At 65.6% G+C, this 22,709-nt stretch carries 19 protein-coding genes; 5 read left to right on the forward strand and 14 right to left on the reverse strand.

What is annotated here, in order from left to right; all coding sequences use genetic code 11:
• Positions 1–209: 209 nt before the first annotated feature.
• Entirely contained in the window at positions 210–1,847 is a 1,638-nt protein-coding gene (purH, locus tag ACFEMD_RS12255; protein WP_394741277.1) for a bifunctional phosphoribosylaminoimidazolecarboxamide formyltransferase/IMP cyclohydrolase, read from the reverse strand.
• Positions 1,848–2,015: 168 nt separating this feature from the next.
• Between purH and purB the strand changes: the two genes are divergently transcribed.
• Positions 2,016–3,401: an adenylosuccinate lyase gene (purB, locus tag ACFEMD_RS12260; protein ID WP_394741278.1), complete on the forward strand. Its 1,386-nt coding sequence runs from the start codon at positions 2,016–2,018 to the stop codon at positions 3,399–3,401.
• A gap of 300 nt (positions 3,402–3,701) precedes the next feature.
• Here the strand turns inward: purB and ACFEMD_RS12265 are convergent, their stop codons facing one another.
• The 5 genes from ACFEMD_RS12265 to ACFEMD_RS12285 all read right to left on the reverse strand — a co-directional run bounded on the left by ACFEMD_RS12265 (position 3,702) and on the right by ACFEMD_RS12285 (position 10,481).
• A complete protein-coding gene (locus ACFEMD_RS12265; protein WP_394741279.1) occupies positions 3,702–5,597 on the reverse strand; it encodes a sensor histidine kinase in 1,896 nt (631 codons plus the stop codon).
• A 147-nt stretch (positions 5,598–5,744) separates the two neighbouring features.
• A complete protein-coding gene (locus ACFEMD_RS12270) occupies positions 5,745–6,821 on the reverse strand; it encodes a M20/M25/M40 family metallo-hydrolase (RefSeq protein WP_394741280.1) in 1,077 nt (358 codons plus the stop codon).
• A gap of 126 nt (positions 6,822–6,947) precedes the next feature.
• Positions 6,948–7,355 carry an SPW repeat domain-containing protein gene (locus tag ACFEMD_RS12275; RefSeq protein ID WP_394741281.1) on the reverse strand — a complete coding sequence of 136 codons (408 nt, stop codon included), beginning with the start codon at positions 7,353–7,355 and terminating at the stop codon, positions 6,948–6,950.
• Positions 7,356–7,440: 85 nt separating this feature from the next.
• Complete coding sequence (gene lysA / locus ACFEMD_RS12280; RefSeq protein ID WP_394741282.1) at positions 7,441–8,676, reverse strand: diaminopimelate decarboxylase; 1,236 nt, start codon at positions 8,674–8,676, stop codon at positions 7,441–7,443.
• Between the two features lie 1,040 nt (positions 8,677–9,716).
• A complete protein-coding gene (locus ACFEMD_RS12285) occupies positions 9,717–10,481 on the reverse strand; it encodes an aldo/keto reductase (protein ID WP_394741283.1) in 765 nt (254 codons plus the stop codon).
• A gap of 626 nt (positions 10,482–11,107) precedes the next feature.
• Here ACFEMD_RS12285 and ACFEMD_RS12290 point away from each other — a divergent pair.
• Entirely contained in the window at positions 11,108–11,977 is an 870-nt protein-coding gene (locus ACFEMD_RS12290) for an amidohydrolase family protein (RefSeq protein ID WP_394741284.1), read from the forward strand.
• A 90-nt stretch (positions 11,978–12,067) separates the two neighbouring features.
• Here ACFEMD_RS12290 and ACFEMD_RS12295 read toward each other — a convergent pair whose 3' ends face one another.
• The 5 genes from ACFEMD_RS12295 to ACFEMD_RS12315 form a co-directional block, all read right to left on the reverse strand.
• Complete coding sequence (locus tag ACFEMD_RS12295) at positions 12,068–12,526, reverse strand: MaoC family dehydratase (RefSeq protein WP_160065534.1); 459 nt, start codon at positions 12,524–12,526, stop codon at positions 12,068–12,070.
• Positions 12,527–12,664: 138 nt separating this feature from the next.
• On the reverse strand, positions 12,665–13,510 hold the full coding sequence (locus tag ACFEMD_RS12300; protein WP_394741285.1) for an enoyl-CoA hydratase/isomerase family protein: 846 nt from the start codon (positions 13,508–13,510) through the stop codon (positions 12,665–12,667).
• Positions 13,507–14,388 carry a 3-hydroxyacyl-CoA dehydrogenase family protein gene (locus ACFEMD_RS12305; RefSeq protein ID WP_394741286.1) on the reverse strand — a complete coding sequence of 294 codons (882 nt, stop codon included), beginning with the start codon at positions 14,386–14,388 and terminating at the stop codon, positions 13,507–13,509. The genes ACFEMD_RS12300 and ACFEMD_RS12305 overlap by 4 nt, the downstream gene beginning before the upstream one ends.
• 59 nt (positions 14,389–14,447) lie before the next feature.
• Positions 14,448–14,786, reverse strand: a complete 339-nt coding sequence (locus tag ACFEMD_RS12310) for an AzlD domain-containing protein (RefSeq protein WP_394741287.1) — start codon at positions 14,784–14,786, stop codon at positions 14,448–14,450.
• A complete protein-coding gene (locus tag ACFEMD_RS12315) occupies positions 14,783–15,589 on the reverse strand; it encodes an AzlC family ABC transporter permease (RefSeq protein WP_394741288.1) in 807 nt (268 codons plus the stop codon). Before ACFEMD_RS12315 ends, ACFEMD_RS12310 begins: the two co-directional genes overlap by 4 nt.
• A 320-nt stretch (positions 15,590–15,909) precedes the next feature.
• On the opposite strand from ACFEMD_RS12315, the gene ACFEMD_RS12320 reads away from it, so the two are divergent.
• Entirely contained in the window at positions 15,910–17,046 is a 1,137-nt protein-coding gene (locus ACFEMD_RS12320) for a thiolase family protein (protein WP_394741289.1), read from the forward strand.
• A 22-nt stretch (positions 17,047–17,068) separates the two neighbouring features.
• On the opposite strand, the gene ACFEMD_RS12325 is transcribed toward ACFEMD_RS12320, so the two are convergent.
• Positions 17,069–18,490 carry a zinc ribbon domain-containing protein gene (locus tag ACFEMD_RS12325; RefSeq protein WP_394741290.1) on the reverse strand — a complete coding sequence of 474 codons (1,422 nt, stop codon included), beginning with the start codon at positions 18,488–18,490 and terminating at the stop codon, positions 17,069–17,071.
• Complete coding sequence (locus ACFEMD_RS12330; protein WP_394741291.1) at positions 18,487–19,662, reverse strand: thiolase domain-containing protein; 1,176 nt, start codon at positions 19,660–19,662, stop codon at positions 18,487–18,489. Before ACFEMD_RS12330 ends, ACFEMD_RS12325 begins: the two co-directional genes overlap by 4 nt.
• A 99-nt stretch (positions 19,663–19,761) precedes the next feature.
• On the opposite strand from ACFEMD_RS12330, the gene paaK reads away from it, so the two are divergent.
• The gene (gene paaK, locus ACFEMD_RS12335) at positions 19,762–21,048 is read left to right on the forward strand and encodes a phenylacetate--CoA ligase PaaK (protein WP_394741292.1); all 1,287 of its coding nucleotides are present in this window, start codon (positions 19,762–19,764) and stop codon (positions 21,046–21,048) included.
• 100 nt (positions 21,049–21,148) lie between these two features.
• On the opposite strand, the gene paaI is transcribed toward paaK, so the two are convergent.
• Complete coding sequence (paaI, locus tag ACFEMD_RS12340; protein ID WP_394741293.1) at positions 21,149–21,547, reverse strand: hydroxyphenylacetyl-CoA thioesterase PaaI; 399 nt, start codon at positions 21,545–21,547, stop codon at positions 21,149–21,151.
• A gap of 219 nt (positions 21,548–21,766) precedes the next feature.
• Between paaI and paaA the strand changes: the two genes are divergently transcribed.
• Entirely contained in the window at positions 21,767–22,708 is a 942-nt protein-coding gene (paaA, locus tag ACFEMD_RS12345; RefSeq protein WP_394741294.1) for a 1,2-phenylacetyl-CoA epoxidase subunit PaaA, read from the forward strand.
• Position 22,709 lies beyond the last annotated feature (1 nt).

Raw genomic sequence — 22,709 nt, forward strand, 5'->3', positions numbered from 1 at the left:
GCGCGAATCGGATATCCTCGAGGAATTTACACGGTAATACCTACTCCGGAACCGCGGCCTCAACGAACCGCTGGTCCCCTACCTGGTTAGTCGTGTCTGAACGATCGCTGGCCCGTAAGCGCCATCGCGGATCCACCTTTTTCCGCTCGGGTTCGTTTTTCCCACCCTCGCGCAAAAATCCGGACCAAAAAGCCGCTCGCTCGCGGCTGCTAATCGTGTCTGAACGACCGCTGGCCCGTAAACGCCATCGCGATCCCGTGTTCGTCCGCGGCGGCGATCACGTCGTCGTCGTTGACCGAGCCGCCGGGCTGGACGACGGCCTCGATCCCCGCCTCGGCTGCCTCCTCGATCCCGTCGGGGAACGGGAAGAAGGCGTCCGAGGCCATCACGCCGCCCTCGGCGTCTTTCCCCTCGGCGTGTTCGTCGGCCTTCATCGCCGCCAGCCGGACCGCGTCGACCCGGGAGACCTGTCCCATCCCGACGCCGACGGTCTCGGTTCCCTGCGCGAGGAGGATTCCGTTCGATTTGACGTGTTTCAGCGTCTGCCAGGCGAACACCATCGACTCGAGCTCTTCTGCACTCGGCTCGCGCTCGGTGACGACCTCGAGGTCCGCGACGGTAATCGACTGCAGGTCCCGCTCCTGGACGAGTCGCCCCCCGACGAGGGGTTTCTCGGTGAACCGATCCGTTCGCTCGCCTAGTTCCCCAACCTCGAGCACCCGAAGGTTCTCCTTCTCGCAGAGGATCTCGAGGGCGTCCTCGCTGTAGCCGGGCGCGACGACGACCTCCTTGAACGAGTCGATCACCAGCTCGGCGGTCGCGGCGTCACACTCCCGGTTGAGGGCGACGATGCCGCCGAAGGCGCTCATCGGGTCCGTCGAGAGCGCCCGCTCGTATGCCTCGGCGAGCGTGTCGGCCGTCGCACAGCCTGCAGGGTTTGTGTGTTTGATCACCGCCGCGGCGGGCTCGTCGAACTCCTTGGTGAGGTTCAGGGCGCCGTCGGCGTCGTTGTAGTTGTTGTAGCTCAGCGCCTTCGCGCCCTCGTTCAACTGGTCGGCGTGGACGACGCTTGCCTCGTCGCAGGTGTAGTCGGCGTACACCGCGGCGTCCTGGTGGGGGTTCTCGCCGTAGCGGAGGGTGTTGAGACGGTCGCTCGAGGCGAGTCGCCGCGCGGGAAGTCCATCGTGGTTCGTGCCGTCCGGGCTCGGGACGTCGGCGTCGACCGTCACCTCGCCCGCTTCGAGATCCACGTCCACCGCACCCTCGGCGAACCACTTCACCGCCCGCGGATACGCCCGGAACTCGCCCTCGTGGAGGACGCGTTCCTTCAGCGTCTCCCCGTCGTCGCCCTCGTAGACCGGAACCGGCTCCTGGGTGACGATCGGACCGGCGTCGATCTCCGCCTCGAGGATCTCGCCGTCCGCGTCGGTCGCGTCGGTGACGACGTGGACCGTACAGCCGGTCACGGAGACGTCGGCCTCGAGCGCGTCGCCCCAGGCGTCGTCGCCGGGAAACGCCGGCAGTAGGGAGGGGTGAACGTTCAGCGTGGTCGGCTGTGCCTCGAGGAACGTCTCCGAGAGGATCCGCATGTAGCCGTCGAGACAGACCAGGTCGAACTCGTAGTCGGCGAGGGCCTCGTTGACCGCCCGTTCGTGCTCGCGGCGGTCCACCCCGTCCTCGAGTGGAACGACCTCGGTGGCGATCCCGCGTTCGGCTGCGGCCTCGAGAACCGGTGCCTCGGGATCGTAGGAAAGCACGACGGCGAGGTCGACTCCGCCCGGTCGACGGTCGGCGACGTTCAACAGGTTGCGGCCTCGGTTGCCGGCCAGTCCGGCGATTCGGGTCATGGTCGAATCCGCGCCCGCGATCGGGAAAGCCGTTGCGGTCTCGAGCGCCGAGGTATACACAATCGAGCATCACTACGGCAGTATTCTGCCTCCGTATTCTCGAAGTATGCACGGTCGTGGCTCCCCGTTTCGATACGCTTTTGGACCCCGCTGGAAAGGATCGGAACGATGACCGACACCCACGCCCTGTACGCCGTCTCGCCGATCGACGGCCGCTACGCGGGTCGGACCGAACGGCTCTCGCCGTACGCCAGCGAGGCCGCGCTGATGCGGGCTCGCGTCCGCGTCGAGGTCGAGTACCTGATCGCGCTGGCCGACCTGGAAGTGACGCCCCTGGAGCTCTCCCTCGAGGAGCGCGAGCACCTGCGCGGGCTGTACGAACACTTCGCCGAGGAGGACGCCCGGCTGATCAAGACCCTCGAGACCGACGGCTACGGCGAGTTCGAGGCGACCAACCACGACGTCAAGGCCGTCGAGTACTTCGTTCGACATCGCCTGCCCGAGGGCAGCGACGCCGGGCCCTGGATCCACTTCGGGCTGACCAGCGAGGACGTGAACAATCTCGCTCACCGCCTGCTCCTCGCCGAGGCCGTCGACGAGGTGCTGCTACCGGCGCTGTACGACCTGCAGGACGAACTCGCCGAGATGGCCCGCGAGCACCGCGACCTGCCGATGCTGGCTCGCACCCACGGCCAGCCCGCCACGCCGACGACGTTCGGCAAGGAGCTGGCCGTCTACGCGGCCCGACTGGGTCGGGCGACGGGCCGGATCCGCGCGGCTGCCGACGATCTGAGCGGGAAGCTCGGCGGAGCCTCGGGTACCTACGCCGCCCACGTCGCCGCCTACCCCGACGTCGACTGGCCGGCGTTCGCCGAAGCGTTCGTCGAGGACCTCGACCTCGAGTTCGTCCCGCTGACGACCCAGGTCAACCCCTGTGACGATCTGGCGGCGCTGTTCGACGCGTTCCGCGGCGCCAACGACGTCCTGCTCGATCTCGACCTGGACATGTGGCTCTACGTCTCCGACCGCTATCTCGGCCAGGAGGCCGTCGCGGGCGAGACGGGGTCGTCGACGATGCCCCACAAAGTCAACCCGATCGACTTCGAGAACAGCGAGGGGAACCTCTCGAAGGCCAACGCCGATCTGGCCTTCCTCGCCGACTACGTCACGACCTCGAGACTTCAGCGGGACCTCTCGGACTCGACGGTCAAACGCAACATGGGCGCCGCCCTCGCCCACTGCCTGATCGGCTACGACAAGACCGCCGCGGGCCTCGAGAAGGTCGTCCCCAACGAGCGAGTGATGCGCGACGACCTCGAGTCGACCCCCGAGATCATCGGCGAGGCCGTCCAGACGATCCTCCGTCGGGAGGGCCAGGAGGGCGCCTACGAGCGGGTCAAGGAGCTCACCCGCGGGCGGGAGGTCTCCCTCGAGGACTTCCACGCACTGTTCGACGACCTCGAGGTCGACGACGACGTACGGCGGGAGCTGCGCGAGCTGACCCCCGCCGCGTACACGGGCGTCGCGGGCGAGCTGGTCGACGACCTCGACTGATCCCGGACGTAGACTCACCCGGCGGAGGCGTTCGAACCCCCCGGTCAGACTCCCACTCGGCGTCATCTCGAGTACGTCGGCCCCTCGCAGCTTGCTCCGATCCGTCGACGACGGAAGGGTCCGAGTTTCGCTCTTCTCACGACGGTTCGACCAGTACTGATTTGAACTGACGGCCGCTACGGACACCCATGTTCGAGGCACTCTTTCCCGAGATCGCTACCGCCGTGCTCTTTCTCATCGGGATCGTCTGTATGATCATCCTGCTGTACATCTCGACACAGTGGTGAGACGCGACGGGCGTCACCGCTCGCGCTCGCCGTCGGCGAACTCGAGCCCGGTGAGTTCGAACCTCGCCCCGCCGTCGTCGCCGTCGGTTACGGCCACGTTCCAGCCGTGTGCCTCGCAGATCCGCTCGACGATCCCGAGTCCGAACCCGGTTCCGTCCCGAAACTCCGAGTAGCCCGTCTCGAAGACCGCCTCGCGTTTCTCTGCTGGGATCCCGGGCCCGTCGTCCTCGACGTAGATCCCGTCCTCCAGATCCCCGACCGTAACGGCCACGTCGGGCCCGCCGTGTTCGACCGCGTTTCGAACGAGGTTCTCGAGGAGCCGCTGGAATCGACTCGGGTCCGCCTCGATCGAGCGCTCCGTCTCGACCTCGAGGGACGCCTCGGCGGTCTCGACGTGACACCAACAGTCGGCGACGGTCGCCGCGACGTCGACGGGTTCGGTCTCGAGGACGGACCGTCCCTCCCGGGCCAGCGCCAGGAGGTCGTCGATCAGCGCCTCCATTCGATCGTGGGCCCGCGCGACGTCCTCGAGGTTGTCGTCGTCACACGCCTCGCGGGCGAGCTCGAGCCGGCCCGCCGCCACGTTCAGCGGGTTCCGAAGGTCGTGTGAGACGATGCTAGCGAACTCCTCGAGGCGATCGTTCTGGCGTTCGAGGGCGGCCTCGCGCTCGAGTCGCTCGATCGCGTTCGCGGTGTGGCTGACGAGCAGTTCCGCGAACTCGACGTCCTGGGCGTCGAACGCCGATGTCTCGGTGCTGGCCGCCTGGAACACGCCGGAGTCGCCGACCGGGACGCTGAAGCCCGATCGGTAGCACTCTTTCGCGGGGTCGGCGTCGCCGTCGGGGGTGACTTCGTCGACGAGGTAGGACTCGCCGGACTGAAACGTCTTGCCGGCGAGCCCCTGATCGAGCCGCATCGGCCGACTCCCGCCCGTCGGGGCGTCGGCCGAAGTCGCCCGCGGAACCAGCCACTCGTCCTCGCACAGCAGCAACGAACAGAGGTCGAACTCGAGGACGTCGGCCGCCGCGTCGACGGTCCGTTCGCAGACGGCGTCGACCGACTCCGCGGTCTGGATCGTCGTCGCGATCTCGTGAAGCGACTCAAGGACGGTCCGGTGGCGCGTTCGCTCGGCGACCTCCCGTCCGATGCCGACGACCCCGATCAGTTCCCCGTCGGGATCGGTCAGCCGCGAGCCGGTGAATTCGTAGGGGATTCGGTCGCCGTCAGCTGTGAGCAGCGCCGATTCGACGGTTTCGGGTTCGCCGGCCAGCACGTCTTCGATCGATTGCGATATCAGTTCTTGTTCGTCGACCGGAACGAACTCGAGGGCGTCCATCTCGGCGATCTCGTCGTCGGTGTAGCCGGTCACCTCCGGAAGCCGTTCGTTCCAGCGACGGAGCCGTCGGTCCGTTCCGATCACGTAGAAGACGTCGTCGAGGACGTCGAGTCCCTGCTCGACGAACTCGCGCTCGCGCTCGAGTTCGCGCTCCCGTCGCTTGCGCTCCGTCACGTCCTGCTGGATGCCGACGAAGTTCGTCACCTCGCCGCCGTCGAACAGCGGCGCGATCGTCACCCGGTTCCAGAACGGATCGCCGTCCCTTCGGTAGTTCAGCAGTTCGACGGTAACCGATTCGCCCGCCTCGATCGACGCTCGCATTCGCTCGACCGGCTCCGGGTCGGTTCGCTCCCCCTGGAGGAACCGACAGTTCCGGCCGAGGATCTCCTCCCGAGCGTAGCCCGTGAGTCGAACGAACCCCTCGTTTACGTACGTGATCGGATTGTCCGGCCGATCGGGGTCGGTGATGACGATCCCGACCGGGGCTTCGTCCATCGCCTGCTCGCGCAGCGATAGCGCCTCGCGAACTCCCTCGTCGCCGCCTGTCCCACCCGCTGCCTTCTCCGCGGTCATTAGCTGGTGTGCCCTTTCACGTCAGTCACGAATAGTGTTATCGCTCGGATTCGGGTCGGCCGCCGATCGAAGTTACCGGTAATTTCGTAAAGCTATTGCGACCGAGCGTGTACGCAGTTCGCCGGCCGACCGATCGGAGCGGGACGATCACGAGAGCAGCGACTCGAGGGACTCCGCGACGGCGTCGGCCGCGGTCTCGACCGCCGGGAGCCGGACGTACTCGCGTTCGGCGTGGGCGACGGGACCGTCGTCGTCCGCCAGCGCACCCGGTCCGAAGACGACGGTCGGCGCGTCGGCCGCGAAGAACGAGGCTTCCGTCGCGGCGCCGAACGGACGAACCTCGCCCCCGCTCGCGGCCTCGAGCGCGCCCACCAGCGGCTCGTCCTCGTCGGTAACGAACGGGTCCGGAAACGGCGTGTCGGGCCGGATCAGTTCGACCGACACCGAGAGAGCGTCGGGGACGCGCGCCTCGAGGTACGCCTGCAGCTCCTCGCGAAACGAGTCGCTCGTCTCGGGCGGGACGTTCCGACGGTCGAACGTCAGCCGACAGGAGCCGGGAACGCGGTTCGGCGCCTCGCCCCCCGAGAGCGCCGAGGGCGTCAGCTTCGGCTCTCCGAGCACCGGATCCGTGTCCGGACCCGTTTCCTCGTCGTAGCTCCGCAGGGCCTCGAGGACGCCGGCGAGTCCGAACACCGGATTCGCCGCTGCCGGAACGCTCGCCGCGTGGCCGGCTTCTCCCTCGAGGGTGATCGTCCCCTCACACTGGCCGCGGGCGGCGACGCAGACGTCGAGCTCGGTCGGCTCGCCGACGACGTAGCCGTCGGCCGACAGCGTCTCCCCGAGGTGCTCGGCGCCGGTCATCAGCGTCTCCTCGTCGGGCGTCAGGGCGAGCGTGATCCGTCCGGCGCTCGGCTCAGTCCGGAGGAAGGCTGCGAGCAAGGCGGCGAGGGGCCCCTTCGCGTCGCAGGCACCGCGGCCGCGCACCGTGTCGCCGTCCCGTTCGTAGGGAACGTGAGGCGCGACGGTGTCGAAGTGGGTGTTCAGAACGATGTGGGGGCCGTCGTCGCTCCCGCGACTCGCCAGCAGGTTTCCGCGGGCGTCGACCTCGGGCTCGTGGCCGGCCTCGCGCAGCGTCTCGAGCAGCAGTTCGCGCATCGCCGAGACGTCCTCGTGGGACGGGGTTCGGACGGCCTCGGCGTGGAAGGTGGTGATGTCGAAACTCATGGGTATCGGCCGTCGTCGGGCGACGGCGCGTCGATACCGTCCGTTTCCGGCGGCGAGTCATAAGCCCCCGCTTTCGTCGAGATCCGATGGCGTTCGAGTCCGGAACCCCCTCCTCGAGAGGGTTCGCTACGCGGACGTCGGGGCGTCCGCCTCGAGCTTTCGGCTCCCGTAGAGGCTGGCCGCCGCCAGCACGACGACGAGCGCGCCGGCGACGACGTTGCTCCAGAACAGGATCCCCGCCTCGACGCCGAAGACGAACGGCGCCGCGACGGTCCACGCTCCCGCGACGAGAACGATAAGCGGGGCGGCCGGCGCCGGGAGCCGACCGCCCGACGGACGGGCCGCGGCGTAGGCGGCGAACGCGGCCACGACGGCGCCGACGAGGACGTTGTTCGTGACGATCCAGCCGAAGCCCGTCACGAACACGCCCGACCAGAAGATCCAGGTGCCGAGCACCGCCGCCAGCCCGGCGAGGCGCGGAACGGGCGGCAACCGCCCCGTTCGTGTCGACTGTCGTTCGCTCACAGTACTCATACGATAGTCCACGGGCTCGAGCGGTCTAAAACCACCACACACCCGTTACACGGCCCTGACAGTCCGGTTTCGATGGAACTCTAGGCTACTGCTCGACCCGCGTCACGTCCTCGAGGGTCTCCCGACGGCGGACGACGCGGGCCTCGCCGTCCTCGAGTCCTACTTCCGCGGGTCGGGGCTGGGAGTGGAACTGGCTGGCCAGCTCGTAGCCGTAGGAACCGGCGTTGCCGATCGCGAGGACGTCGCCGCGTTCGGGCCGAGCGACCGGGCGGTCGTGGGCGAAGACGTCCGCGCTGGTACAGACCGGACCGCCGACCGTGACTGGGTGGGGATCGCGGTCGGGCTCGCTGACGTTGTACATCGGGTGGTAGGAGCCGAACATCGCCGGCCGAATGAGCGTCGCCAGGCTGGCGTCGATGCCGACGACCGTCGTGTCCGGAGCGTCCTTGATCGTGTTCACCTCGCTCAGGATCAGCCCCGCGTCGGCGACGACGTAGCGGCCGGGCTCGAGTTTCAGCGTCGCCTCGAGTTCGCCCACTGCGTCGCGGACCATATTCGAGGTCTTCTCGAGGTCCAGGGGCTCCTCGTCCTCGCGGTAGGGAACCCCGTAGCCGCCGCCGACGTCGACGAACTCGAGGTCGTCGTCGCCGACCCGGCGGGCCATCTCGCCAACTCGTTCGATGGCCTGGCAGTGTTCCTCGAGCCCCTCGGTCAGGACGCCGCTGCCGGCGTGAGCGTGGAGCCCGACGAGCTCGAACTCCTCGCGGATGCGGTCGGCGACCTCGGGAACTTGCTCGTAGGGGATGCCGAACTTCGCGTCGGCGCCGGTGGCGACCTTCTCGTGGTGACCCGTCCCGATCCCGGGGTTGATGCGGATCGCGATCCGACCGTCGTAGCCGCGCTCGGCGAGGCGATCGAGCGTGTCGGTCGCACCGATCGTGATCGTCAGGCCGGGCGCCTCGGCGGCGAGATCCGTGGCGTAGTCCAGGTCGTGATCCGGCGGGTTGACGGCGGTGTACTGCAGGGTGTTCGGGTCCGCGCCGGCGTCGATCGAGCGCTGGAGCTCGCCCCAGGCCGCACACTCGATTTCGGCGCCGACCTCGAGGACCGCCTCGAGGACCGCCTTCCCGGTGTGTGCCTTCGCGGCGTACATGACCTCGGCGTCGGGAAACGCCGCGGCGAAGCGGCTGTAGTTTTCCTTGACGCGGTCGAGATCCATCACGTACAGCGGCGTGTCGTACTCGTCGGCGAGGCCCTCGAGTCGCCCGTGGTCCCAGTCGGCGAGCCGGCGCACGGCCGGCGAGTCGGCGAGGTCGGTCATCGTTCGTCTCGAGTGACCGCGACGAAACAAGGGTTTGGGTTTGCCGTGCTCGTCTCGGCGGTTGGCAGAAGTGCTCCGGTGCTCGAGAGTGCTAGTGACTCACCGCTACGTACAGGCGAAACTGATAGCGCTGCGGTAGCGCCACAAGCGCAGCATCCGCGAGCGACCAGCGGGAGCGAGCGGCTTTTTAGCGTAGATTTTTGGAGGAGGGTGAGCGAGCCTCGCGAGCGAACCCGACGAGAAAAAGGTACGTGTGCAGACGTACGTAACGCGCGTTCATCCTCGGTGCAGTTGCGTTCAAGAGCGATGGACACTCAGTACAGGTCAACTACAGAGCACGGTGATCAGTTAGAGCGATTGTAAATATCTCGTACAATAAAGCCCAGTCCTGCGATCGTTCCGACGACTCCTAATACGGGAAACAGAAGCGGGCTACCACGTTCGTTACACCCATCGTTCCAGGCGAGTACTCCCCCTCGGCCAGGGCCTCCTATTCCGGGTGGAACGATTCCCTCGATTGAACTTTGAGTCGGATGAATTCCAATCATATCATACATCGTGCTATCGAACTCACAAGCAGCCAGTGTCATTTGTGCAGATAGTACAATGGTAGCAACAAGCATCAGTAATCCAAGAGCTAAGACGCCATAGCTTGTATATCCAGACGGTATCGAAACCATGAACTATATGCCACCGTTTAATACATAATCACATGAAAGTAGCGCTTGTCTGTCAGGTTTGGTAGATACTATTCGTTGCTAACCGCTCAGTATGGAGTTCACAATAACGAACCAACCGATCCAGAGAATCGACTTGTGAGTCAGTCGTTCATACTAACCGGTTCGAGTAGCTCCGAAGAGTGGCCGAAGAAAGTGTGCTGCAACTCGTGGACACAAGGAACCTCCACGTCCTCCCCAGCCGATTCGTTCGTTCGTGAACCTCACTCACTCATCCCTCGCGCACCGTCGAACCGCGACTCGCTGTTCGCTCGTCGCCGCCCAGCGCGCGCCACCGCACGCAGTTAACCGGTCTTCGGAGTCCTACTCCGGAAACAGCTCCTCGGTTCGCTCGATGGCGTCGATCCGTGCGAGTTCGTCGGACTCGAGCTCGAGCTCCAGCGCCTCGAGGTTCGCCTCGAGGTGCTCCCGGCTACTCGCTTTCGGAATCGAGACGACGCCCTCTTTGGCGGCCAGCCACGCGAGACAGACCGCCTCCGGCGTGGCATCGTGTCTTTCAGCGATCTCGACGACCGGCTCAATCTCGCCCGCGCGGCCGTTCGCCAGCGGCGAGTAGGCGACCATCGGGTAGTCGTTTTCGCGGGCGTGTGCGAGCAGGTCCCCGGGCTGGAACAGCGGGTGGTACTCGACCTGGTGGGCCGCGATCGGCGCCTCGAGGACGTCGGCGGCGGTCTCGAGTTCGGCGACCGAAAAGTTGCTCAGGCCGACGCCGTCGATCACGCCCTCCTGGTGCAGGTCGTCGAACGCCGGCAGCGTCCGCTCGGGCTCGTAGGCCTCGATCGGACGGTGGACGTACAGCAGGTCGACACGCTCGAGGCCGAGCCGCTCGAGGCTCTCCGCGGTGGTCTCGCGGACGGCGTCGGGCGCGAGACTGTCGGCCCACACCTTCGTCGCGACGGCGACGTCCTCGCGTGCGATCGAACTGCGGGCCAGCCCCTCGCCGACGACGGCCTCGTTCCCGTAGATCTGGGCCGTGTCGAGGTGTCTGTAGCCACACTCGAGGGCCGTCGCGATCGTGTCGGGATCCTCGATCCCCATCGTACCGAGTCCGATCGGTGGTAGCTGCATAGGTAGAGGTTCTCGAGTGGAACCTAAGAGCCCTCGTATCGAACCGGATCGGCTTGAGTCGGCGTGTCGCCGCCACTCTCGTCCGGGCACCCCATCGGAGTAATAACAAATAATTTTTTAATACTAGAATGTGGTAGTTCTCGAATGCGGTATGATTCGGATGGATCGATCAGATCCACACACTGACCGACCGGTCTTCCGTGGTACTGGCACTGAGACGTGGAAACTCGGATACTATCTTCCATCGACGTCGGTTCTCGAGTTGCGTCGGCTTCCAGCACATATGATTCGTCACTCGCTCCTAGAGTACGGAGAGAGTCGCTTTGAGCGCCTTCAATCCGATTTTGTGTCTGTAATGGAACCCGCTCATCGAGATCGACTACACGTTTCATAACCTGTTTTTGTACTGCTATTCCCCGATTGCTATCTTTAACCTGATATAAGATCGGTTGTTGGATCGCGTCCTTCGAAGGTCGCCGCGAGGAACTAATCGCCTGGCCGATATCGAAGTTCAACGTCGCCGTGCTACGGAGTCGTCCGTCTGTCGCGATTTCGCTGTTCGCTCCAGCGCCGAAGGACCTCCAGTATCAATCACACATATATGCTGCCGGGACGATGTCCACCGTATGGGTTCGACTATCCCTGCCGACGAGCCGCGCGCAATCGATATGCACGCTCACCAGCCGACCAGCGAGTTCCTTCACGACGCCGGCGGGCAGATGATGAAAGACGCCGCCGATCGGTTCGGCGCGGACCTCGAGACGGATACCTACGAGAACATGATCGAGCAATACCACGAGGCCGGCGTGGGTCGGGCCGTGTTGCTCGGCTGGGACGCGGAGACGAATACGGGGAACCCGCCCGTTCCAAACGACTACGTCGCCGAGGTCCGCGACGAGTACTCGGACTTCTTCATCGGGTTCGGATCGGTCGACCCGCTTAAAGACGACTGCGTCGAGGAGGCGATCCGGTGTGTTGAGGACCTAGATCTCTCCGGGTTCAAGTTCCAGCAGATCGCACAGGGGTTCGATCCCTCCGCTCCCGAACACGAAGAACTGTGGGCGACGATCGAGGATCTCGACGTTCCCGTCGTCTTCCACGGCGGAAACTCCACCCTCGGTGCGTGCTCGCCAGGGGGTCGCGGGCTGAAGATCAAGTACGGTAACCCGATGTTGATCGACGACGTTGCTGCGGACTATCCCGATCTACAGATCCTCATCGCTCATCCCGCCTACCCCTGGGAGAAAGAACAGCTCGCTATCTGTCAGCAGAAGGGAAACGTCTACATGGATCTCTCGGGATGGATGCCGAAGTACATCGACGACCAGGTGTTACACTACGCCGAGACCCTCCTCTCGGGGAAGGTGATGTTCGGGACCGATTATCCCATGCTCGAGCCGGGGCGCTGGCTCGAACAGTTCGCGGAGTTGGGGTTCGACGAGGAGCTACAGCGGCAAATTCTCTGGGAAAACGCCGAATCGTTCCTCGAACTGTAGGCCCTTCGGTAGCGCCGTTTTCGCGGTCCTCGAGATGGAGTCTCGAAACCAGTTATGGGCGTCCGAGAGGGCGACCGGACATCGTCGCCGTCACTCCTTGCGCTTGATCAGGAATTTCATATCGCCCTCGAGAACGACGGTGTCGTCCTGGTTGGTCATCACTGTATCCAGGACGACGATGCCGGCGTCGTCGTGGTCGACGTCCTTCGTTTCGGTGACTTCCATCTCGAGCGAGAGCGTGTCGCCGATGTAGACGGGATTCGGGAGGTCCATGTAGTTCATCCCCAGAAATGCGTACGCCGTACGCTCGACGATACCCGTGCGGTAGACGAAGCCCGTCGCCTGGACGAAGGTCATCGGACCGTGGGCGATCCGGCCATCGAACGGGCCGTCCTCCGCGTACTCCTTGTTGGTGTGCAGTTCCGTCCAGTCGCCGGTAAGCGCGGAATGCATGACGAAGTCGGATTCCGTCACGGTTCGACCGACGCTCTCGAACTCCTGGCCCTCTTCGAAGTCCTCGAAGTGGTGTGGCTCGTAACTGTATGCCATGATCTGTTGTTCATGAAAGTATGATAAATACGTTTTCCTTCGAGCGCCGGTTTGTTCGCGAGGTACCGCCAGTCCATCGTATCGGCCGCCGCCGAACCGTCTCGCCCGAGCCGGACCGAATCGGCCGGAACCGAGACGTTATCGACCGTTCCACTCGGGATCGCGGTCCTCGAAGAACGCGTCGATCCCCTCGTCTCTGTCCTCGGTGGCGAACAGCTGGGCGAACAGCTCCGCCTCGTACTCGATCCCCTGCTCGAGATCCATCCGCGAGGCCGCCTTCACCGACTTTTTCGCGAACTCGAGCGCGACGGGGCTCTTCGAGGCCATCGACTCGGCGAGGTCGTAGACCTCTTCGTCGAGGGTCTCCGAATCCGCACAGACCCCGTCGACGAGACCGATCTCGTGGGCCTCCTCGGCGTCGATGAGTTCACCCGAGAGGATCAGCCGCATCGCCTGGCCTTCGCCGACGAGCCGGGGAAGGCGCTGAGTGCCGCCACCGCCGGGCATGATACCGAGGTTGATCTCGGGCTGGCCGATCTTCGCGCGCTCGTGGGCGATGCGGACGTCGCAGGCCTGCGCGAGTTCGCAGCCGCCGCCCAGCGCGTGCCCGTTGAGTCGGCCGATAACTGGCTGGGGCAAGTCGTCGACGACCTCGTACACCCGCGGTCGGCTCGAGGCCTCGCGCTGGTCCAGAGCGCTCCGGTCGCGGAACTCGCCGACGTCGGCGCCGGCGACGAACGCCTTGGCCTCGTCCGCGCCGGTGAGGACGACGACCCGGACGTCGCTCTCCGCGACCGCCGCGAGGACGTCCTTCAGTTCGCCGCGAACCTGCGCGTTCAACGCGTTTCGCGCCTCCGGGCGGTCGAGGGTGACCGTCGCGACGCCGGGGATGCGGTCGCCGACGCTCGCGTGAACCGTCTCGCAGTCCGCGGCGACGGCGTCGATCTCCGCAGTTCCCTCGACGGGGCTCTCGGGGAGGCTCATTCGTCTACCTCCCCGCTGACGCCGACGATCTCGCCGTCCTCCCAGACGTAGAACCCTTCGCCGGTCTTCTTGCCCAGCTTGCCCGCACGCACCTTCCGCTTGAGCGCCTGGGGCGGCCGGAATCGCTCGCCGAGCTCCTCGCGGAGGTACTCGAGGATGTCGAGGCGGACGTCCAGCCCGACGACGTCGCCGAGTTCGATCGGTCCCATCGGGTGGTTGTAGCCGAGCTCCATCGCGGCGTCGATGTCCCGCGGGTCCGCGACGCCTTCTTCGACCATCCGGATCGCCTCGACGCCGAGGGCGACGCCGAGCCGAGAGGACGCAAAGCCGGGCGAGTCGGTGACCTCGACGGGGGTCTTCTCGATATCCTCGACGAACTCCCGGGCGAACTCGAGCGTCTCGTCGTCGGTCTGTTCGGCGACGACGATCTCGACGAGCTGCATAATGTGGACCGGGTTGAAGAAATGCAGCCCGACGACGAGCCCGTCTCGCTCCGCGGCGCTCGCGATTTCGGTGATCGAGAGCGAGGATGTGTTGGTCGCGATGACCGTCTCGTCGTCGGCGTGTTTCTCGACGTCTGCCATCGTCTCTTTCTTCAGGTCGACGTCCTCCGGAACGGCCTCGACGACGACGTCGGCCCCCTCGACCGCCTCGGCGAGATCCGTGGTTCCCGAGAGGCGCTCGAGCGCCGCGTCGGCCTCCTCGCGGGTGACCTTCTCGCGTTCGATGCCGCCCTCGAGGTTCGATTCGATCGACTCGAGTCCGTCCTCGACGTACGCCGTCTCGATATCCCGGACGACGACGTCGTGACCTGCCATTGCGGTTACCTGTGCGATGCCGTGGCCCATCGTGCCGGCTCCGAGTACTGCGACTCGCATACGCGACGCATAGAACGAGGCGGGTCAAAGCCGTTTCCGTTCCCGAAATCCGGACTCCCTCAGAAGAGAAGGAACTGGAACGTCCAGAGGGCGACCATCCCGGTGATGATCGTCAACAGAATATCTCCCCGCCACCACGCGACGCCGGCGGCGACGGCACCCGCAAGCAGGCGCTCGTCGAGGACCATCTCAGTGACTGCCGCACTCGGCGTGACGAGCTGGGGGGCGACGAGCGCCGCCAGCACCGCTGCGGGAACGAACTTCAGGAAGCGCTTGACCCTTCTGGGAACCTGGTTGACCCGACCGAACAGATGGATGAACGACAACCGGATGAGGTAGGTGGCGACAGCGATCGCGACGATCACGCCCCAGATACTGAGCATCGAGTACCCGTTCATCGGCCCATCACCTCCTCGGCCGCGACGCCGGCACCGATCCCTACGCCCGCGGCGATGAGCAGATCAGCACCCTCTGGGAGCCCGGTCTGGGAGACGGCGAGCGCCGCGGCGATCGCGACGAGCGCGCTCGTGAGCGCGGCGACGAGCTGGGGATACGCGTCGATAGCCGGGACGAGAATCGCGAGGAAGACGAGCGGGATCGCGAACTGGAGGTTCAGCGAGGCCGGGATGCCGGCTCCGAGGACGTACCCGATTACCGTCGTGATGACCCAGACGAGCCAGATGCTCACGCCGAGTCCGAGGTAGTACAGCCGCTTGTTTCGATCACGGGACTCGTCGGCGTACTCGCCGATCGACACCGCGTAGACGTGGTCGGTGAGGAAGTACGCGAGGTACGCCCGCGTTCGCTTTCCGTACTCGGTGAAATGCGGTGCGATGGAGGCCGAGTACATGAGCATCCGGAGGTTGATGACGAGCCCGGTGAGGACGATGATCGCGAGTCCCGCGTTCGTGGCCATCAACTCGACCATGACGAGCTGTGCGGTGCCCGCGAAGATTCCCGCAGACATCGCAACCGTCTGGAGGATCGACAACCCCGCGCCGTCGGCGGCGATCCCGAACACGAGCGCGAACGGGATGAGCCCCAACAGAATTCCGATGGAGTCGCGGGCACCCGCCCGGAAATCTACGTGCAGTAGTCGTGACAGCAGCTGCTGTCCCTGCGGATCCTGTTCGAGAGCGGTGCGTGCGTCTGAATCGGCGGGCTCGTCTTGCCCCGCCGATGCGGTTTCGTTTCCTGACATCGTGACCTCGAGAGAGGGTTCTGATCCGACCGACCCCCGGATGAGTAGCGCCCTGGGTGCGTACAACGTGGGGCCGGTAGCGTCGACACTGCTGCGGTACTGGCACCGGCCCGTTCGGTGGGCGACCAGCTTGTCCGTCGGCGCGAATCGGCCGTTTCGGCTAACTCGCTACCACGCGGTGAGTGTTACCTATCACATAGCATACCGTCCTCGTTGAAAACTGTATCGAATGATCATCCATGTGTACTGTTCCACGGACCGACGGCTCAGAACCGTGCACGAGGCAAAACTTAACTATTGACCGTTCGATTTCTCGGTCGATGACCCGAGCTGAGGCCGTACTCGTCGACGCAGTGCGAACCCCACAGGGGCGGAAAGACGGTGGACTCGCCGATGTCTACCCCGAGGACCTCGTTACGACTGTGCTCGAATCGCTGGTCGAGCGAACGGATGCCCCGGCCGAGGAGTGGAACGACTTCCGTCTCGGCTGTGCGAATCAAGAGAACGAACAGGGCCGGAACCTCGCCCGCCAGTCGCTGCTGGCCGGTGGCTTCCCCGAGACCGTTCCGGGGGCGACGACCACCCGACTCTGTGGCTCGTCGCTGACGGCGCTCGTCGACGCCGTCCGCGCGGTTGAGACGGATGACGGCGACGTCTACCCCGTCGCCGGCGTCGAGCACATGAGCCGGATCCCGTTCTCGGACTGGCTCCACCCCGACATCAAGGAGCGATACGACGCCGACGAACTCCCGATGGGCGCGACCGCCGAGCGCGTCGCCCGGGAGTACGACGTCGGTCGCGAGGAACAGGACGCGTTCGCGCTTCGCTCCCACGAGCGCGCGATCGAGGCCTGGGAAGAAGGCCGGTTCGACGACGAGGTCGTCCCAGTCGAGACGGGAGACGGTGTCGTCGAACGTGACGAGGGCCCGCGGGAGGACACCGACCTCGAGACCCTGGCCGGCCTCCCTACCATCTTCGCCGACGACGACGCGGCGACGGTCACCCCCGGCAACGCCTCGCCGCTGACCGACGGCGCGGCCGGACTGCTCGTGACGAGCGCCGAGTACGCCGAGGAACACGACCTCGAGCCCCTCGCTCGCGTTCGCTCGCGCGGCGTCGCCGGTGTCGACCCCACCGTGATGGGGACCGGCCCGGTACCCGCGACCCGCGACGCGCTCAAGGGAACCGACCTCACCGTCGACGACCTCGACCTCGTGGAACTCAACGAGGCGTTCGCTTCCCAGAGCCGCTACTGTCAGCGCGAACTCGGTATCGACGACGAGAAACTGAACGTCAACGGCGGTGCGATCGCACTCGGCCACCCGCTCGGCTGCTCGGGCGCACGCATCGCGACGACCCTGCTGCACGAACTCGAGCGCCGGGACGGCCGGTACGGTCTGGCGACGATGTGCGTCGGGTTCGGACAGGGCGTTGCGGTAGTGTTCGAACGGGCGTAAGCGCGTCTTCGCTCCTCCTGTTCTACTCCGCCGCGAGTTGCATCTTGAACCCGTACCGGGTCACTCCCTCCTGCGTGTAGATCCGCCGGATCGTGGCTTCGACGCGGTCGCCGACCTCGACGGTCTCATCGGCGCCAGTTAGCACCTGCGTCGGCGTCGAAACGGTTCCGTCGTCGTCTCGAGGACCGTCGAGCGCGACGACCGCGCTGACGAACGAGCCCTCACGGGCCTGCTGTTCGACGAACTCGGGGGGCGCGCCGCCCTGGCCGATGACCGTCGCCGCCTCCACGGTTCCGGTTCCGGGGAGGGAGACCTCGTCGTAGCCCTCGAGCGCGCCGCAGTCTGGACACGCGCCCTCGGGCGGGAACGCGATCGATCCGCACTCCTCGCAGCGGCCGGCGACGAGACGGTGGCGCTGCGGGATCGTCCGCTTCCAGCTCGGCACGCTGACGTACGCGCCGCCGCCGTCGGGCTCACCGGGTGTAATGTCGCCGCGCATCCGCAGGTACTCGCCGTAGCGAAGGGTCTCGCCGCCCTCGAGCGCGCTCGCGACCGCGACGTCGGCGGCGTCGACGGCCAGCGCGGTCGCGCCGCCGCCGGAGCCGTAGCCGAGCAGGACGAGTTCTTCGTGGTCGTCCTCGAGCGCGCTCGCGAATCCGAGCAGGACGCTGGCCGCGCCCGTATCGCCGAGGTCGTGGACCGTGGTCCCCGGCTGGAGCGCCTCCGAGTCGACGCCGAGCGACCCGGCGGCGCGGTAGGGGAGCTTCCCGTTCGGCGACTGCAGGCAGACCGCGTCGACCGCGGAGAGGTCGGTTTCGAGCGCGTCCGCGGCGGCCGTAACCGTCTCCGTGAACGCCCGCCGGTCGTAGCCCGTGACGCCCAGTCCCGTCGTCTCCACCTCGCCGGCGAGGCGGAACCGCGTCCCGGGGAAGGGGCTGACGCGCTCCGCGCGCTCGGTCACCGACCCGGTGCCGTCGGGGGTCAGAACGACGGCCGCGGCTCCCGCGCCGCCCGCGTGTTCGATCTCGTCGTCGTGCGCGCCGCGAGGGGCGTCGGCCGCGACGACGAGCACCGTTCCGTCCGCGACCTCGAGTCCCGACGCGAGCGCGTCGACGCCGGCGCGGGTGCTGCCGGCGAACTGACGCGTCTCGAGGGCGCCGCCGAGGCCGAGGAAGCTAGCGAGTCGGGGCGAGAGCGCCTCCTCCTCGTAGGGGGGCGTCGTCGTTCCGAGGTAGAGGTGGGTGACGTCGTCGGAATCGACCTCGCCCGCTTCGAGCGCCCGCAAAGCGGCCTCGTAGGCCATCGTCTGAGTGTCCTCGTCGCCCGCGGGCACTGCTGTCTCGGAGATGCCGGCGCCGTGGAACTGCCCCCAGGCGTCCGTGACCGCGTCCGCAGTGAGCCGGTAGCGGGGGGCGTACGCGCCGACGCTCTCGAGTCCCGTCATCGCGCTACCTCCTCGTTTTCGAAGACGTGAACGGCCGTCGCGCCGCCGCTCCCGCCGACGTTGTGGGTGAGCCCGTATCTGGGATTCTCGAGTTGGCGGTCGCCCGCGCGTCCGGTGAGCTGGTCGAAGGCCTCGACGACCTGGCCCGTGCCGGTCGCGCCGATGGGATGGCCCTTCGACTTGAGGCCGCCGGAAGTGTTGACCGGGAGATCGCCGTCGGGGTCGGTGACGCCCTCGCGGAGGAGGCGGGGCGCCTCGCCCCGGTCGCAGAACCCGAGGTCCTCGTAGGCGATGAGCTCCGCGATCGCGAAGCAGTCGTGGACCTCGGCGAAGTCGAGATCGTCGGGGTCGATTCCGGCGCGTTCGTACGCGCGGTCCGCTGCCTCACTCGAAGCTGAAATCTCGGTGTAGCTGTCGCGCTGGGCCAGCCCGACGCGCTCGCTGGCCGCGCCGGTTCCCGCGACGCGAACGCGCTCGTCGGTGTACTCGTCGACGACGTCCTCGCTGGCCAGCAGCACGGTCGCCGCGCCGTCGGAGGTCGGACAGCAGTGATAGAGGTTGAGCGGGTCCGCGACCGCCGGGGCGGCGACCGCGTCCTCGAGCGAGCACTCGAAGCCGAGGTGGGCCTTCGGGTTCTTCGCGCCGTTGCCGTGGTTTTTCACGGCGACCCGGGAGAGGTCCTCCTCGGTCGCGTCGTACTCGTTCAGGTAGGCGCTCGCCATCTGGGCGTAGACGCCCGCGAACGTCGTCCCAGTCAGGCGCTCCCATTCGGTTTCGCCGGAAACGCCGAGCCAGTACTTCGTGACGTCGCCGGAGAGATCCGTCATGACCTCGAACCCACCCGCGAGGACGACGTCGGCCATGCCGCTTTTGATCGCCTGGACTCCCTGACGGACGGCGAAGCCACCCGCCCCACAGGCGTTCTCGATCCGCGAGCAGGGGACGTTGTGGAGGCCAACGTGTTCGGTTACCGCCGGGCCCGAGAGGCCGAGTTGTCGCCCACCGACGCCGAGAGTGGCGACGACGGCCTCGTCGATTTCGTTCGTCTCGATACCGTTGTCGACGCTGTCACGGGTGGCTCCGTACGCCTCTGCGAACAGGTCTCGATAACTCCGTTCCGGGAACGAGCCGAAGGGAGTCTGTCCCGCGCCGATAACATAGACGTCTCGCATATCGAGGCCTTGTCACGAGTTAGTATATAGCTTCGGAACTCGGAGCGGGGGAAATACCACATCATTTTTTACCGTACCCCGGTAGAGGGGTAGTTGAGGATGGTACACAAGGACATAGAAGTGGCCTCCCGCGAGGAGCTACGGGAGCTGCAGAACGACCGACTTCGCCGGACCGTACGGAACGCCTACGAAAACGTCGACTATTATCGCGACGAACTCGATGAAATCGGCGTCACACCCGAGGACATCGAGACGGTCGACGACATCACGAAACTTCCCTTCACGACGAAGGAGGACTTCCGCGACGAGTATCCGGACGGATTGTTTGCCGTCGATGACGACGAGATCATCCGAATTCACGCGTCCTCGGGAACGACCGGGAAGCCGAAAATCGTCTCGTACACCGAAGACGACCTCGAGGTCTGGAGCGAGGTCGTCGCCCGCAGCCTCGCGGCGGCGGGACTCGAAGCTGGCGATACCGTCCAGAACGCCTACGGTTACGGGCTGTTTACCGGCGGTCTGGGTCTCCACTACGGAGTCGAGGAACTCGGCGCGACGGTAATTCCGATCGGCGGCGGCAACACCCAGCGTCAGGTCGAGATGCTCCAAGATCTAGAGAGCGACGCGATCGCCTGTACGCCGTCGTACGCACTGTATCTCGCCGAGACGGCCCAGGAGATGGGTGTCGACATCAAGAAACTTCCCCTCCGTGCAGTCATCTTCGGTGCTGAGCCCTGTACCGACCCGATGCGCGAGGAGATCGAGGACCGTCTCGATGTGACTGGAATCGACATCTACGGCCTCTCGGAGATCATCGGGCCCGGCGTCTCGAACGAGTGCCACGAGGCCCAGGACGGGCTCCACATCTGGGAGGACAGGTTCTTCCCCGAGGTTATCGATCCGGAAACGGGCGAGCCCCTTCCGGAGGGTGAGGAGGGCGAGCTCGTGCTCACTACGCTCTCGAAGGAGGCGCTCCCCGTCCTCCGATACCGAACCGGCGATCTAACGTCGCTCAGCTACGAGACCTGCGAGTGCGGCCGGACGATGGTCCGGATGGACAACGTCACCGGTCGCGCCGACGACCTCGTCATCGTCCGCGGGGTCAACTTCTACCCGAGCGAGATCGAGGACGTCGTTCTCGAGTTCGACGAGGTCGCTCCTTACTACCGGATCGATCTCGATCGAGTGGACAACCTCGACACCCTCGAGGTCACAATCGAGCGCGAGCCGAATTTCGACGGCTCCGTTGACGACCTGCGCGATCAGATCCTGACGCGACTGCAGAACGTGCTCTCGTTCACGCCCGATACGTTGACGATCGAAGAGCCCGGCGGGATCGAGCGCACCAAGGTCGGGAAGGTGAAGCGAGTCTACGATCACCGCTGATAAGGACTGCGAGGTACCTTATTCTGACGGCATCACTCACGAAAATCCGTAGACGTCGATTGCCGATACGTCTCGTTCTGACTGCAGGTTCACAACGGAACTACTGCTCGAGGACGTAGACGCGCCCGCGAAACGTCGCGACCCGGTCGTCCGCCTCGTCGGTAACGGCTACTTTGTACTCGGCGGTTCGGCCGCCAGCGTGTGTCTCTTCGGCGGTTGCAGTCAGAATGCTGCCGACGTCGACGGCCTCGAGATAGGAAACGTTCGTCTCGAGTGCAACCGCGGTGTCGCCGTGAGAGTTCGATGCGGCGGCAAACGCCGCATCAGCCAGCGAATAGATGGCCCCGCCATGGGGAGTCCCGTGGAAATTGGTCAGATCGCTGGTCACCGCGAGTTCCGTGCGTGCGTATCCGGGCTCGAGGTCGACAAGTTCGATGCCGAGCGTCTCACAGTAGGGGTCGTTCTCGACGTGTTCCTTGATGGCGTCGATAGACGTCATACCGCTACCCGTGTGCCGATCAGTAAAGAAACTACTGGAGGTCGTACTCCTCGAGGAGTATGGCCGATTCATCGGAACTGGATCGATTCGGTTGAGACGTTTGTCCGCCTGAGAACGAAGTTTTGGCCCGGGCGACCGTTGTGGACGTCCTCAAAAGTATTTAAAACCGCGTCATATGGGGGTGAAACACTATGGAGGAATCTACTCTGCAATAGAGTAATGAACGTCGACGCAGTCACGGAGCGCGCGGGGCCACGGGAGTTCAGCCCCGCGGACGACCTGCCACGGGAGTACCGGGAGGCCGCGACGCGGATGATCGAGTTCCACGCCAACAGCGAGATCATGGGCGCCTACCTCGAGCGGCCGTTCATCCGCCAGGCGCCCAGTATCGACCGGAAGCTGGCGTTCTCGGCGAAGGTCCAGGACGAGATCGGCCACGGTCAGCTGCTGTACCGTGCCGCCGAGTCACTGGGCGTCAAGACTCGCGAGGAGATGCTCGAGGATCTGGCGAACGGCGACGGGAAGTTCCTGAACTGCTTTCACTACCCGCTGAAGAGCTGGGTCGACGTGCCGATGATCTCGTTTTTCGTCGACGGGGCGGCGATGCGCCGGCAGGCGACGCTGCGACGGACCAGCTGGGAGCCCTACGCCCACGCGATGGACAAGGTCTGCTTCGAGGAGGGCTTTCACGTCAAACACGGCGAGGACATCCTCAAGGAGCTGATGACCGGCTCGCGGAAGGAACAGCGGATGACCCAGGAGGCCTTCGAGGAGTGGTGGCCTCGCATCATCCAGTTCTTCGGACCGACCGACGACAAGAGCACCCACCACGACTTCGCCGCCTCGGTCGGACTCAAACAGCAGTCCAACGACGACCTCCGGGACGCCTTCCTCGACCAGTACATCCCCAAAGCTCGCAACCACGGCCTCGAGATCCCCGACGAACCCCGCATCCGCGAGCGCGACGACGGGACCTACGCCGTCGAGGAAGAGGATCTCGACTGGGACGAGTTCTTCACGATCGCCAAAAACGACTACGAGCCCGGCCTCGGACAGATCAACGGCCGGAAGCAGGCCCAGGACGCGGTCCAGTGGGTCCGTAACACGATCGAGGACGACGCTACCACCGCCGGCGGCCACGCGCCGCAGGCGGCCGACTGAC

This window comes from Natronococcus roseus (assembly GCF_043677095.1).
Taxonomy (GTDB): domain Archaea; phylum Halobacteriota; class Halobacteria; order Halobacteriales; family Natrialbaceae; genus Natronococcus; species Natronococcus roseus.